The sequence below is a fragment of the Virgibacillus necropolis genome, from assembly GCF_002224365.1.
GTDB lineage: Bacteria > Bacillota > Bacilli > Bacillales > Amphibacillaceae > Virgibacillus_F > Virgibacillus_F necropolis.
On record NZ_CP022437.1, the window covers coordinates 4,242,971 to 4,255,716 of the forward strand.

At 37.4% G+C, this 12,746-nt stretch carries 14 protein-coding genes and 1 other annotated feature; of the genes, 5 read left to right on the plus strand and 9 right to left on the minus strand.

Going from position 1 to position 12,746, the window contains the following annotated elements:
* Nucleotides 1-68: 68 nt before the first annotated feature.
* The gene (locus CFK40_RS20205; RefSeq protein ID WP_089534153.1) at nucleotides 69-1,082 is read right to left on the minus strand and encodes a TAXI family TRAP transporter solute-binding subunit; all 1,014 of its coding nucleotides are present in this window, start codon (nucleotides 1,080-1,082) and stop codon (nucleotides 69-71) included.
* Between the two features lie 257 nt (nucleotides 1,083-1,339).
* On the opposite strand from CFK40_RS20205, the gene CFK40_RS20210 reads away from it, so the two are divergent.
* Nucleotides 1,340-1,819 (plus strand): glutathione peroxidase, encoded by a 480-nt coding sequence (locus CFK40_RS20210; RefSeq protein ID WP_089534154.1) that lies wholly within the window; start codon nucleotides 1,340-1,342, stop codon nucleotides 1,817-1,819.
* Between the two features lie 104 nt (nucleotides 1,820-1,923).
* On the opposite strand, the gene proS is transcribed toward CFK40_RS20210, so the two are convergent.
* Nucleotides 1,924-3,363: a proline--tRNA ligase gene (gene proS / locus CFK40_RS20215; RefSeq protein ID WP_089534155.1), complete on the minus strand. Its 1,440-nt coding sequence runs from the start codon at nucleotides 3,361-3,363 to the stop codon at nucleotides 1,924-1,926.
* A 133-nt stretch (nucleotides 3,364-3,496) separates the two neighbouring features.
* Nucleotides 3,497-3,719 (minus strand) — a binding site (T-box leader).
* A gap of 48 nt (nucleotides 3,720-3,767) precedes the next feature.
* Nucleotides 3,768-4,295 carry a GNAT family N-acetyltransferase gene (locus CFK40_RS20220; protein WP_089534156.1) on the minus strand — a complete coding sequence of 176 codons (528 nt, stop codon included), beginning with the start codon at nucleotides 4,293-4,295 and terminating at the stop codon, nucleotides 3,768-3,770.
* A gap of 213 nt (nucleotides 4,296-4,508) precedes the next feature.
* On the opposite strand from CFK40_RS20220, the gene CFK40_RS20225 reads away from it, so the two are divergent.
* Nucleotides 4,509-5,783 (plus strand): MFS transporter, encoded by a 1,275-nt coding sequence (locus tag CFK40_RS20225; protein ID WP_089534157.1) that lies wholly within the window; start codon nucleotides 4,509-4,511, stop codon nucleotides 5,781-5,783.
* 114 nt (nucleotides 5,784-5,897) lie between these two features.
* On the opposite strand, the gene thiD is transcribed toward CFK40_RS20225, so the two are convergent.
* The 3 genes from thiD to CFK40_RS20240 all read right to left on the minus strand — a co-directional run bounded on the left by thiD (nucleotide 5,898) and on the right by CFK40_RS20240 (nucleotide 7,969).
* Nucleotides 5,898-6,722 carry a bifunctional hydroxymethylpyrimidine kinase/phosphomethylpyrimidine kinase gene (gene thiD / locus CFK40_RS20230; RefSeq protein WP_089534468.1) on the minus strand — a complete coding sequence of 275 codons (825 nt, stop codon included), beginning with the start codon at nucleotides 6,720-6,722 and terminating at the stop codon, nucleotides 5,898-5,900.
* Between the two features lie 22 nt (nucleotides 6,723-6,744).
* The gene (locus CFK40_RS20235; RefSeq protein ID WP_089534158.1) at nucleotides 6,745-7,230 is read right to left on the minus strand and encodes a DUF456 domain-containing protein; all 486 of its coding nucleotides are present in this window, start codon (nucleotides 7,228-7,230) and stop codon (nucleotides 6,745-6,747) included.
* Between the two features lie 106 nt (nucleotides 7,231-7,336).
* Entirely contained in the window at nucleotides 7,337-7,969 is a 633-nt protein-coding gene (locus tag CFK40_RS20240; protein WP_089534159.1) for a glycerol-3-phosphate acyltransferase, read from the minus strand.
* Nucleotides 7,970-8,141: 172 nt separating this feature from the next.
* On the opposite strand from CFK40_RS20240, the gene CFK40_RS20245 reads away from it, so the two are divergent.
* A complete protein-coding gene (locus tag CFK40_RS20245; RefSeq protein WP_227001832.1) occupies nucleotides 8,142-8,711 on the plus strand; it encodes a M15 family metallopeptidase in 570 nt (189 codons plus the stop codon).
* Between the two features lie 84 nt (nucleotides 8,712-8,795).
* Nucleotides 8,796-9,773 carry a ring-cleaving dioxygenase gene (locus tag CFK40_RS20250; RefSeq protein WP_089534160.1) on the plus strand — a complete coding sequence of 326 codons (978 nt, stop codon included), beginning with the start codon at nucleotides 8,796-8,798 and terminating at the stop codon, nucleotides 9,771-9,773.
* 19 nt (nucleotides 9,774-9,792) lie between these two features.
* On the opposite strand, the gene ytzI is transcribed toward CFK40_RS20250, so the two are convergent.
* Genes ytzI through CFK40_RS20260 form a run of 3 tightly spaced genes read right to left on the minus strand, consistent with a single transcriptional unit; the run spans nucleotide 9,793 to nucleotide 11,329 of the window.
* On the minus strand, nucleotides 9,793-9,954 hold the full coding sequence (gene ytzI / locus CFK40_RS20850; RefSeq protein ID WP_152640157.1) for a YtzI protein: 162 nt from the start codon (nucleotides 9,952-9,954) through the stop codon (nucleotides 9,793-9,795).
* An 18-nt stretch (nucleotides 9,955-9,972) separates the two neighbouring features.
* The gene (locus tag CFK40_RS20255; protein WP_161493914.1) at nucleotides 9,973-10,401 is read right to left on the minus strand and encodes a GNAT family N-acetyltransferase; all 429 of its coding nucleotides are present in this window, start codon (nucleotides 10,399-10,401) and stop codon (nucleotides 9,973-9,975) included.
* Nucleotides 10,402-10,414: 13 nt separating this feature from the next.
* On the minus strand, nucleotides 10,415-11,329 hold the full coding sequence (locus CFK40_RS20260; protein WP_089534162.1) for a ketopantoate reductase family protein: 915 nt from the start codon (nucleotides 11,327-11,329) through the stop codon (nucleotides 10,415-10,417).
* Nucleotides 11,330-11,754: 425 nt separating this feature from the next.
* Here CFK40_RS20260 and ehuB point away from each other — a divergent pair, with 425 nt between their 5' ends.
* On the plus strand, nucleotides 11,755-12,642 hold the full coding sequence (ehuB, locus tag CFK40_RS20265; protein WP_089534163.1) for an ectoine/hydroxyectoine ABC transporter substrate-binding protein EhuB: 888 nt from the start codon (nucleotides 11,755-11,757) through the stop codon (nucleotides 12,640-12,642).
* Nucleotides 12,643-12,746 lie beyond the last annotated feature (104 nt).

Consider the following 12,746-nt stretch of genomic DNA (forward strand, 5'->3'; position numbering starts at 1 on the left):
TCCGTTCCCTCTACCTATGAAGTGAGGAGAAAGAACCGGACATATATGTCCGGTTCTTTCAAAATCTATTATTCTAAAATACCTGCTTCTTTAAAATACTTTTCGGTGCCTGGGTGAAGTGGTAAATCACCTACACCTTTAAGTGCATTTTCTTTTGTAATAAGTTTTGCTTGAGCAATCGTCATATCCCCTGCTTTTTCATACAATGTTTTAGTCAGTTGATATGCAAGGTCTTCACTGATTTGATCTTTTGAACCAATAAGAAGTGCCATTGCCGTTACAGTTTGTACAGGCTCATCTAGCCAATCGTAGGTGCCTGGTTCAACTGTGTATGTTTCATATTGGCTATTTTCTGTAACTTCTTTTAATGCATCGCCTTCAATGTTAAGTAATTTTACTTCTTTTGTAGCAGCCTGCAATTCATCCGTTGAAGAAGATGGAACACCGACTACTTCAATTGATGCATCAATTGTTCCGTTTTGAAGCTTACTTTTGGCATCACCAAAGCCTTCTTCATATGCCTCATAGTCGCCTTCTTCAATTCCATATGCTTTTAATATTAGTTCTGCAGCTGCACGAGTCGCTCCACCAGGAGGCCCAATCGCAACCTTTTTGCCCTTTAAATCTGCTATTGATTCGATTCCTGTTGACTCAAGGGTTGCCACTTGAACTGCTTCAGGATAAAGTGAACCAATAACTGCTACATTTTCTATTTTTTTGCCTTCAAATTCACCGGCTCCAGCCACAGCATCTAGCATTGTTGTATTTTGAGCGATTCCTAATTGAAAATCACCTGCTTCTATTTTTGCAATGTTTTCTACAGATGCACCAGATTCTACTGAACTAACATCAAAGCCTTCAACATCAATGTTATCTGTCCATAGATTAGCCATTTCTCCGCCTAATGGATAGTAAACACCACCAACACTACCAGTTCCCAAGGTGAGATTTGTTACTGGTTCTGCACCTTCTCCGCCACCGTCACTGCTGCTACCACCGCCATTTCCACTATCGCCACATGCACTTAAAATCATGCCGATAGCAAGAATTAGCACGAATGAAAATAAACTTCTTTTCTTCAAAATATTGCCCCCTTTATAATTTTCTTATCTATTACGTAGAACTTTTATCCTACGTTTTAGATTAAATTAATCACGTTCTCATTAAAATGATAACGTTTTAATATGTATTCTACCTTGATTTTAATAATACTACAAGTTTTAAAAAAATTTGCTTATTTAATGATTCTTCTAGATTGCACAATTGTTATAAGGAAGGTCCTCCCTTTTGACTTGTACATGTGCTGTTGCTATTATTTTCACCAAGGAGGTCGATTCAAATGACCATTTATGAATATTCGGCAAAAACCCTAATGGGTGAGGAAAAACCCTTAAACGATTATCAAGGCAAAGTAGTTCTAATCGTCAATACAGCTAGCGAATGTGGTTTCACACCTCAATTTGAAGGATTACAAGAACTATACGATGAATACAATAAAGAAGGTCTCGAGATTCTTGGATTTCCATGTAATCAGTTTAATAATCAGGATCCTGGTACTGATAATGAAATATCTGATTTCTGCCAACGAAATTATGGTGTTACTTTTCAAATGTTTAGCAAAGTCGATGTTAAAGGTGATGATGCACATCCATTATTCCAATTTCTCACAAAAGAAGCGCCTGGAATGCTGACGAAACAAATCAAATGGAACTTCACTAAGTTTCTAATTGATAAAAATGGGAAAGTTATCAATCGTTTTGCACCACAAACAAAGCCAGGAAGTATTAAGAGTGATATTGAAAAAGTACTAAACGCTTAACACTAAAATGAGGATCCAATTCATAGGTGAATTGAATCCTCATTTTTAAATTGGTATACAAAAGGAATCTCCTTTATTTTTGTACCAGCGGTCTTGCTCATCCCTTAGTACGCTTTCCCCCAGTAAACTAATTCTTTAGCTTCTTTTCCACAGCATACACATGTATCTGAAATCTTTTCTTGTTCAAAAGGAATACAGCGTGATGTTGCTTGTGTATCTTCTTTTATTTTTTCTTCACATGCTTGGTCACCACACCACATTGCTTTAATGAATCCTGTCTTTTCATCAAGCGTTTGTTTGAATTCCTCTAAAGTGGTTGCAATGTTTATTTTTTCATTACGATGAGCAAGTGCTTTATCAAATAAATTTTGCTGAATATCAGCTAATAAAGCACCTATACGAGCTTGCAAATCCTTCAATGCAACGAATTCTTTCTCACCTGTGTCACGGCGTACGATTACTACTTGTTCATTTTCTATATCTTTTGGTCCAATTTCAACTCGAATTGGAACACCCTTCATTTCATGCTCATTAAATTTCCAACCAGGAGATTTGTCACTAGCGTCAATATCAACACGTGCAACCTCTTTCAATTGATCGCGTAAATCATATGCTTTATCTAACACGCCTTCTTTATGTTGTGCAATTGGCACGATCATCACTTGTGTTGGTGCAATGCGTGGCGGAACTACTAAACCTCGATTATCTCCGTGCACCATAATTAATCCACCCATGATACGTGTGGAAAGTCCCCAGGATGTTTGATGTACATACTGGCTTTCACCATTTTCATCCAAATACGTAATATCAAAAGCCTCCGCAAACCCTGAACCGAAATGATGTGATGTTCCAGACTGTAGCGCTCTTCCATCATGCATTAAACTTTCAATTGTCAATGTATAATTCGCACCTGCAAATTTTTCTTTATCTGTTTTACGTCCTTTAAGTACAGGTATTGCTAAATAATTTTCTACTAAATCCGCATAGACCCCGAGCATTCTTTCTGTTTCTATTGATGCATCTTCATCTGTCGCATGTGCCGTATGTCCCTCTTGCCAATGGAATTCAGATGAACGCAAGAACGGACGTGTTGTTTTTTCCCAGCGTACAACATTTGCCCATTGATTATATAGCATTGGCAGATCACGATAAGAATGAATATTTTTGGAATAATAATCGCAGAAAAGAGCTTCTGAGGTTGGACGGACAGCTATTCGTTCAGCTAATTCCTCATCGCCTCCATGTGTTACCCAAGCCACTTCCGGTGCAAATCCCTCGACATGGTCTTTCTCCTTTTGCAGAAGGCTTTCAGGAATGAATATCGGAAAGGCAACATTAGAGTGACCAGTTTCCTTAATCATCTTGTCCAGCTCATTACGAATATTTTCCCATATTGCGTAACCATATGGCTTAATAATCATCGTTCCTCGCACTAGCCCATAGTCCACCAAATCCGCTTGCTTTACGACATCTGTATACCACTGTGCAAAATCATCCTCCATTGCCGTTACCTTTTCAACAAATTGTTTATTCTTTTTACCCATTTTATATATCCTCCTTTTTAGAAAAACTCGGTATTCGCCTCGTCCTCAATGGCGAAGTTTTTCTTATACCGGCGTTTCCTTAAAATATACTTCCCTTACGTGAAAAATTAAACGCAAAAAATCCTCCATCCGAAAAAGGGACCGAGGTTTGGTGGTACCACCCTTGTTTACAGGAAAACACACCTGTACACTTAGCTTGATAACGGTTATGAACCGCGCACATCTTACAGCATTAACGCTTTTCTGATGGCGAACTTAAAGGCAGGTTCCAATTTGCGTTTTTAGGAATTCACACCAACCATTCCCTCTCTTTAAAAAACGAATCAAATTATACTAATCCTTATCTACGTTTCGTATATTATAATTTTTAATATATAACCATGTGAAAGTAAAGTCAAGTTCAACTACCCTATAGTTCGTTCGTATTTTGCAAATAACGTTCCACCCATATCATGTAATCCTATAAATCTGAATCCAATATCCTTATAAAAGCGATTTAAAATTTGGTTATGGCCGACACAATCTAACCGTATTGAGCCATTTGTTAAATTGATGTTGTCTATCATCCAGGCTACCAAGTCCTTTCCTAACTGCTTATTATGTTGATCTCGTGCAACAACTACTCGGTGTAAGTATGCAGACTGATCATCATTATTACCCCATAATTCGAAATCCCAGTCATTTTGCTCAGATGATAGATTAAAAGAAGCAATTAATTTACCCGTAACGTCTTCTACAACAAAAGTCGTTCCCTTCAAAATTGCTGATTCAATTTCATGATTTTCTTTTCCGCTATGTAGATAACTCCATTGGTCTATCCCGTTTTCTTTTAGCCAGCTTGCTGCATCCATGAGCATTTTAATTATTTGTTCACTGTCTTCATTAGTCGCTTGACGAATAATATTACTAGAGAATTCTTCTGTTTTAAACATTGCTATCACCCTTTTATAAAATCTTTATTTTCAGTCTACAAGAAAAAGGATTAGTGGTATAGTGTAGTGTTGGCCATTTACCAAAACAAACCAAATTAAATTTATCTCAGTCTTAAGACTGAGACACAAACGTACTCAAGGTCCTTATGAAAGATTACTCTTACCGATAAGCTAAAAGTATAAATTAAACGCATATCGTAAGGGGCGCTAAACATGAACATACTAAAAAACAAAAATTTTCTATTTTTATTATTAGGGAGAATCGTTACCAACATTGGAGATAGTATTTATTACGTAGCAGCAATGTGGCTAGTTTATGATCTCGGAGGAAACGCCTTTTATTCCGGGTTAGCAGGATTTTTAACACTGTTACCCGTTGCCCTCCAATTTATCACTGGGCCTTTTGTTGATCGCTGGCCAGTTAAACGAACCCTCATCATTACTCAGGTTTTACAGTCAGTCTTAATTCTGATTATACCGATCAGCTATTATTATGATGTGCTTACCGTTCAGATTGTGCTAATCGTTATGCCTATTGTTGCATTCATCGAGCAGTTCGCATATCCATCTCAGTCTAAGGCATTACCAATTGTTTTGACAAAAAAAGAACTGGTGAAAGGAAATTCCTATTTCTCATTTGCTTATCAAGGAATCGATATGGTTTTTAACGCTATTTCAGGATTATTAATTGCCTTTGTCGGAGCGATTTCACTCTATATTGCTGATTCCATAACTTTTGCAGTAGCGGCTACCTTGTTCACATTGTTGAAATTACCGCATGAAAAAGAAGAGGCCGTCACAAACAAAAGAGGAATCAAGCATGGGTTTCGAACATATTCTCATGAATTAAAAGAAGGATTTTCAATTGTATTCGGTTCATTGATGGCTACTTTCTTGATTGGCTCCATTGTAGCAAACTTTGCAATTGGTGGTGCGCTTGCTGTTCTTCCTGCTTTTGCGGACGAAAATGGCGGTGCAGAAATCTATGGATTTTACTTAGCCTCCATGTCAACTGGAGGATTAATCGGGGCATTGCTTGCTGGTTGGATGGGGAAATTTCGTGTTGGTCGTTTCGCTATAATCGCCTTTTTAATTGGATCCGTTTGCTGGGTTCTATCGGCCTTACTCCCATGGACATACGTAGCTGTAGTATTGTACGGGATTGCTTGGATTCCAATTGGAGGTACAAACGTTATTTTTGCTGCTACTATTCAATCTGTTGTACCAAATCGGATATTAGGTAGGATTAACTCTGTTTCGATGAGCATGAGCGCTGCTGCCATGCCGATTGGATCATTGGCAGGAGGATATTTTGCAACTGTAACGAGTCCAACATTAATCTTTTCCTTGACTGGGGGAGGAATTATCTTTATATCCATTGTATGGTACCTACATCCCAGGTTAAGAAACTTACCAAGAGCTGAAGAAATGTCCTCAGAATCATTCGGGTTAGATTTCACTAAAAAAAGTACCGAGATTACCAATTAGCTCTTAGAAAAAATTCGTCATTCGCCTCATCCTTACTAGCGAATGGCGAAGTTTTCTTATACCAGCGTTTCCTTAAAACTTATTTGATAGAGTCCAATACATTCACCTGGTTAGTTAATATACTTTTATCGAATGAGCTTCGCCTTGTGTACGCTCGGCAGCATGATAGGTAGGCCCGACCAATTCCGTATAAGAAAAGCCGTAAGCAATTGCAGTAGTTACAAAACTTTTGGCAATTTCAACCGCTTCGTGTACCGATTTTCCTTTCGCTAGTTCCGCAGCAATCGCAGCAGAATACGTACATCCAGCCCCACTTGTATGAACAGTATCAATCCGTGGCGCCTCAAATGTAGTGAATCTAGAACCATCATAAAGCACATCTATCGCTGGACCTTTTAATCGACCACCTTTAACTAATACATATTTCGGACCTAATTCATGTAGATCCATGGCTGCTTGCTTCAAATCACTTACGCTTGCTAATGCTCGTCCGTCTAACAAAAAAGAAGCCTCAGGCATATTCGGTGTAATAATTGTGGCGAGTGGCAATAACTTCTCCTTCATTGCATCAATTGCATCATCCTCTAATAGCTTTGAATCAAGCTTTCCAACCATTACTGGATCGATTACAATATGTTCAACATCTGAGCCGCTAATAATTTCTGCCGCCTTTTCAATCACTTCTTTTGAAAAAAGCATTCCTGTTTTAAATCCATCAATCCCAACTTGTTTGGTTGCTGTTGCATATTGTGCCTCGATAGCTTCTATTGTTTGTGGATGAACGTTTTTCATTGTTTCTGGATGTTTTGCAACGATTGCCGTTACTACGCTCATCCCGTATACATCCAATTCTTGAAATGTTTTTAAGTCTGCTTGGATTCCAGCACTTCCTCCAGCTGCGGAACCAGCAATGGTTAATACTCTTGGTGGTTTGATCATCATACAAAATCCTTCCTTCTATCTAAAAAATAACAACAAATACAAACCATACAATCATAATAACTTGTATGACAACTTTCGCAACTGCCCCGCTTAAGAACCCGATAAGGGAACCAATAGATGCACGGAAAGCCTCCTTAATTGTTCTCTTTTGAATCATTTCAACAATAAGTACTGTCACAAACGGTATAATTAATATACCAAAGGGTGGAATAATAAATGAACCGATAATTACCGCTATACCAGCAGCGCGTTCTCCCCATTTACTTCCACCAAATTTTTTTACAAAATAGCTGTTTGCAATAATATCGGAAACAATGAGCACAGCAGTTAAAATAACCATACTAACCCAAAAAATGAGGTTTAATTCATCGCGGCTGATTCCAAAATGATACAAAAGAAAGCCAATCCAAATAACGAGTGGTGATGGGATAATTGGATAAATAATCCCAACAAAACTCAAAATAAACAACGCAATTATCACGATCCAAATAAGTATATCTACCATAATTACCTCCATTAACAGCGTCTAAACTGTTTTTTTTGCTAGAAAACTTGGCTTATCGCCAAGCTTTAATGGCGAAAGCCTTAGTTGCACTTGTACTGATATCCACTTAAAATTTAACTTTCTTATCAGTGCGAAAAAGACTTGATAGTTTCGTTTCTTCTTTTACAAAAATTCTTTTATAATTCTCCTTATGCATTATCAAACTTAAGACAAATAATACAAACGCAATGATTCCTGGTGTCATTCCTAAAAAAACAAAGGATGTCACAACGAATGCAATGTACATAAGAAGCACGCCAATTACCAAATAATCTGTGACCAGTGTAAAAAGAAATAATACCCCTATACAAATTACTGCGACTTTCCAATCAATTGCTAGGAAGGCACCTACTAATGAAGCAGTCCCCTTTCCGCCTCTAAAATTCATGGTGATTGGATAGTTATGACCAATTACGATAAACAATGTATTAATATACACGAAAATAATCGTGGTTTCACCCGTTATGCCACTATTAGTTAAAATATATAATAAAAATAATATCGAAATTGTGGCTTTAAAAACATCAATTAACGCTACTATTATGCCATATTTCCATCCCAATATTATGGTCGTATTTGATGCACCTGAATTCTTCACCCCAGATTTCTTGATATCAACCCTTTTGAACTTACCCACTAGTTGTGACCCGTGAATACATCCAAATAAATAACCAATGACTATACTTAGAAAGTAAAACATCTTCTCCCTCCCCTCTATAATAGAGTAGCATCAACTGGTTTTTGAAACATCCTTTATTACGAAAAATGATGGTAAAAGTTTCATTCTTTAACTACTACCAAACTCAATTGATTTGCTTTTCGTAAATTTGGTATGATAGTGGTATACGAATTATTAAGGGGAACTATGAGATTTGAAAAAAATAAACAAAGACATCCTAACATGGATGATCATCATAGCATTTTTTGGAGCAGTTGTTTTTCTATACAACAAAGTAAATAATCATTATGTCGATTTGGGTGAAGATGCGTCTCCACCAATGAAACTTCATCCTATAGTAGAAAAAAAGAAGGATAAACTACTAGAAAAAACTGCTTCCATTGGGATTGACGTCGTGATTACAGAAAAGTGGCGTTCCAATGAGCGGCAAAATAAACTATATGCGCAAGGTAGAACAGAAAACGGGAACATTGTTACCCATGCAGAGGGCGGGGAATCTTATCATAATTACGGATTAGCAATTGATTATGCTATACGAAATGAGAATGATACAATCATTTGGAACATATCCTATGACGGAAATAATAATGGTGAAAAGGATTGGTTTGAAGTAGCGGAAATTGCTAAAGATCTTGGGTTTGAGTGGGGCGGTGACTGGCGTAACTTTAAAGACTATCCACATTTACAGATGGATTTCGGTTTAAGTATTAGTCAGCTACAAAGTGGTTTACGACCAACTAATGAAGATAAAAAAGAAGAATAAGACAAACAAATGGACAGAAACCATACAAGAAATTATACTGAGATTATCTCGAATTAGAGATAGTTTCAGCAAGGAGGAAAACCCATGGAATTAAAAGGAATTCACCACGTATCTGCGATAACAGCAAATGCAAAACAAAACTATGACTTTTACACAACTATATTAGGAATGCGTCTTGTGAAAAAGACTATAAACCAAGATGATCCATCGGTGTATCACTTATTTTACGCAGATGAGATTGGGAACCCTGGAACTGATTTAACATTTTTTGAAATACCACATGCCGGGACAACCTATCAAGGATTTGGCAGTATTTCTGGTACGTCATTACGCGTACCAAATGATGAGGCATTAGCGTTTTGGCAAACCCACTTTACAGAATTTGATGTCGATCATGATGGAATTATTGAACAAGGAGGTCGAAAAGTCATTCATTTTCGTGATCCTGAACAACAGCGTTTAGCGCTTGTATCTGACGAAACCAATATCGGAGTCAAGGGTGGAAAACCGTGGATTCGAAGTAGTGTTCCAGCCGACAAAGGAATTATTGGGCTTGGACCAACCACGTTAACAGTCGATAACCCTGCACCAACCATGGCAATTTTGACTGAAATATTAACATTTAAGCAGACTGGAAGCTATCCATCATTGATAGATGGACAAGACGACATCCTTGTATTTTCTACAGGTGAGGGCGGGACTGGTGCAGAAGTGCATATAGAGCCTCGAAAGGATCTATCAAAAGAGCGCCCTGGACGTGGAAGTGTTCACCATGTTGCATTTCGTGTGGATAACGAGGAAGAATTAGCCAAATGGAAAGACCGCTTGGTGGGAGCACGTATTCCAAACTCCGGACTCGTAGACCGCTTTTACTTCAAATCGCTTTATTTTAGAGAGCCAAATGGCATACTATTTGAATTAGCAACAGATGGGCCTGGATTCGCTACAGACGAAGATAGTGAACAGTTAGGTGAATCATTAGCACTTCCACCACTTTTTGAAGATCGCCGGAAAGAAATTGAAGCAAAGCTGGAGCCACTAGATACCAAAAGACCGCGTTGAATAAAACGCGGCCTTTTGTTTATCCATGATTTTCGTTCGAATGATCTGCGTCTTTTTCATTTTTATCTTCTGGCAATTCATCAATCGAATGCTTAAAAGCATAGCCTTTGTTAATTGTAATTAACGTTAAAATCAACACCACCAGTATAATTGCGATTCCCAAAACGATATAACCCGTCATACTTAGTACCCCTTCACCTTACTTTATATATTTCACATAGCAATTATTTTCTTTTATCCAGCCTTTTCGTGTGAAGAAATCAATAACATCTAGATAATCTGGAGAGATTTCAACTTGCATGTACACTAAATCATTCTGACTTGCAACCTGCTCCAATTTTTTATATAGATGTTCATTTAACCCTTTTTTCCTGTAGGTATTATTGATGGTAAACTTTTTCACTTTAATCCCTTTGCTATCTGTATCTATAGTGAAAAATATAAAAGCAAGTACTTCTCCTGACTTTTCGATAATAAACCACTTAGAGGTTGTTTCTGAGAGTGATTCCTTATAAAAATCTTCTTCTATTATACTATCATTGTCGGCTAAATGCATGTTCTCTTTCGAATGAAATAAATGGTTAATTTCGTTATAGTCACTTGCTTGCGGTATTCTAATTTTGAACATCGATTTTAACTCCTTACTGCTTTTCAAATGGTTTAATTGAACCATAGATTGTCTCGGTGTATGGTATATCAACACCAACTGCTTTAGCTAATCGGATTGCACCGCCCTGCAAATGATCAACTTCAAGTGTCAGTCCTTTTCTACGGTCTTGGTGCATAGATGAGGTCGCTTCAGCTGGTAAATTTAGCAACTTGTCTTTAGCAGCTTCTACCTCTTCTTCTAAAATTTCCACGTTATATGCTTTTGCTAAAACTTTCATTTCCTGTAAAATCATTTCTGCAATTCGAAATGTATCCGCCTCTTCACGGATTGGTCCAATCGATAGATTAGTTGCTGTAGTAATCCCAGAAAATGCAGTGATAAACATATACTTTTTCCATAATTCTTTTAAAATAGTTTTATTGTTCGTTCCAGTAATAGTTGTTTTCTCTAAAACATCTTCTAGCTCTTGGCAAATCGTCGTTTGTGTAGGTTGTAATGGTCCAAAAATCAGGTCATCAAAATCACTTGAATGAATAACATGCCCATCACCATTTAGAGTTGAAATAATAAAGGAAAGTCCACCAAGAATAAAGTCTTTTCCTAGTTGATCCTGTAGCATGCTAATATGTTCAATCCCATTTAGTACAGGTAACACATGTGCGCCTTTTTCAGTCAACGTTTTTAAGCTATCAAGCGTCCCCTGAATGTGATAGCCTTTTACACTGACAAGGACAAGATCCGCATGTTCAATTTCTGTTGGGCTTGTCGCAATCTTCGGATCTAATAATTCGTAATCCCCTTTTGGACTATAAACTTTGATACCTTTATCCTGCAATTGCTTAGCACGCTTTTCGCGAACCAAAAAGGTTACATTTGCCCCACCTTCATGAAAGCGGCTTCCGAAGTATGCTCCAAGTGCTCCAGCGCCAATTATTACAATATCCATTTATACCCCTCCATTGATACGATTTGTTGTTATCGTACCTTTTTTCTACTCACTTTGTCTATTATCTACTTTAATTTATGTATACAGTATACTTCCCAAAGCAAATATGGAGCATATCCAAGGATAAGATATAATACATAAGAAATTAATGGGATGGAACAGCTTAGTTGTCTTATAGAGGATATTTGCTCATTTATTTAAAATTATCTAAATATACCGTGTTTGAGAAAAAATAAATATATCGATATTATTATAGAGTGTCTGCTTGAAAGAAATATCACTATACATAACCAACTATTTTTTTCAATAAAATTTGGTCATTAATACCTAGTTCAGTAGACATGACACAAGATAAAAGGTGGGGTATTGATTAAATTTTAAATTCACTCAATGCTCTTTAAAATTAAGGGGAGGTCATTTAGAACATGAAGAAATTAGTAGTCGTTTCCATGTTTTGTTTTTCACTTATTTTATTAGCAGCCTGTGGTTCTGAGGAATCAAGTGGTTCTAGTGAGGGTAGTGAAGATTTATTAACACAGTTGAAGGAGAAAGGTACAGTAACCGTTGGATTTGCCAATGAAAAACCGTACGCATATCAAGAAGATGGTGAATTAAAAGGAGCTGCGGTAGATATCGCAACAGCAGTTTTCAAGGAACTTGGCATTCATACCGTTGAAGGAAAATTAGCGGACTTTAGCCAGCTCATTCCTGGGCTAAATGCAGGTAAATTTGACGTAATTACAGCAGGAATGGCAATAAACCCTGACCGTTGCGAAAATGCCGACTTTGGCGAACCAGAAATGATGTATGGTGAAGGATTGGTTGTTCAGGCTGGAAACCCGTTAGATCTTCACAGTTATAAAGATATTGCGGATAATCCAGATGCAACGGTCGTGATCATGCAAGGAGCTACAGAAAATGAGTATGTTAAATCTGAAGGTGTAAGTGAAGATCAAATTCAAAGTGCATCCGATATTCCAGCAACATTCTCTGCAGTATCATCAGGTCGTGCATCTGCGACAACTGGTACAGAAATGTCACTTAAAATGGCTTTGGAAACTTCTAACTCAGATAACCTAGAGTTCGTTTCTGATTTCGAACAACCTGATATTGAAGGTATTCCAAGCTATGGTGCTGCTGCATTCCATAAGGATAGTGACACACTACGTGAAGCATATAATGAAAAATTAGCTGAACTTAAAGAAGATGGAACAGTAAAAGAGCTTTTAGAAGCAAATGGCTTTAGTGCTGAGAACAATTCAGTACCAGCAGATATTACAACTGAGGGTATCTGTAGTGGTGAACAGTATTAACTATTTTAGAATAGAAACATAGACTCCATAGGGTCTGGCTCCCTCACCCAGGGGGTCAGACCCTATGCTTTTTTTAATGAAATCAACAAAGAAGGAGTGATTAC

Coding starts and splice junctions, on each gene's coding strand:
- CFK40_RS20210 (WP_089534154.1), top strand. CDS start 1,340: ATGACCATTTATGAATATTCGGCAAAAACCCTAATGGGTGAGGAAAAA.
- proS (WP_089534155.1), bottom strand. CDS start 3,363: ATGGGTAAAAAGAATAAACAATTTGTTGAAAAGGTAACGGCAATGGAG.
- CFK40_RS20220 (WP_089534156.1), bottom strand. CDS start 4,295: ATGTTTAAAACAGAAGAATTCTCTAGTAATATTATTCGTCAAGCGACT.
- CFK40_RS20225 (WP_089534157.1), top strand. CDS start 4,509: ATGAACATACTAAAAAACAAAAATTTTCTATTTTTATTATTAGGGAGA.
- thiD (WP_089534468.1), bottom strand. CDS start 6,722: ATGATCAAACCACCAAGAGTATTAACCATTGCTGGTTCCGCAGCTGGA.
- CFK40_RS20235 (WP_089534158.1), bottom strand. CDS start 7,230: ATGGTAGATATACTTATTTGGATCGTGATAATTGCGTTGTTTATTTTG.
- CFK40_RS20240 (WP_089534159.1), bottom strand. CDS start 7,969: ATGTTTTACTTTCTAAGTATAGTCATTGGTTATTTATTTGGATGTATT.
- CFK40_RS20250 (WP_089534160.1), top strand. CDS start 8,796: ATGGAATTAAAAGGAATTCACCACGTATCTGCGATAACAGCAAATGCA.
- ytzI (WP_152640157.1), bottom strand. CDS start 9,954: ATGACGGGTTATATCGTTTTGGGAATCGCAATTATACTGGTGGTGTTG.
- CFK40_RS20255 (WP_161493914.1), bottom strand. CDS start 10,401: ATGTTCAAAATTAGAATACCGCAAGCAAGTGACTATAACGAAATTAAC.
- CFK40_RS20260 (WP_089534162.1), bottom strand. CDS start 11,329: ATGGATATTGTAATAATTGGCGCTGGAGCACTTGGAGCATACTTCGGA.
- ehuB (WP_089534163.1), top strand. CDS start 11,755: ATGAAGAAATTAGTAGTCGTTTCCATGTTTTGTTTTTCACTTATTTTA.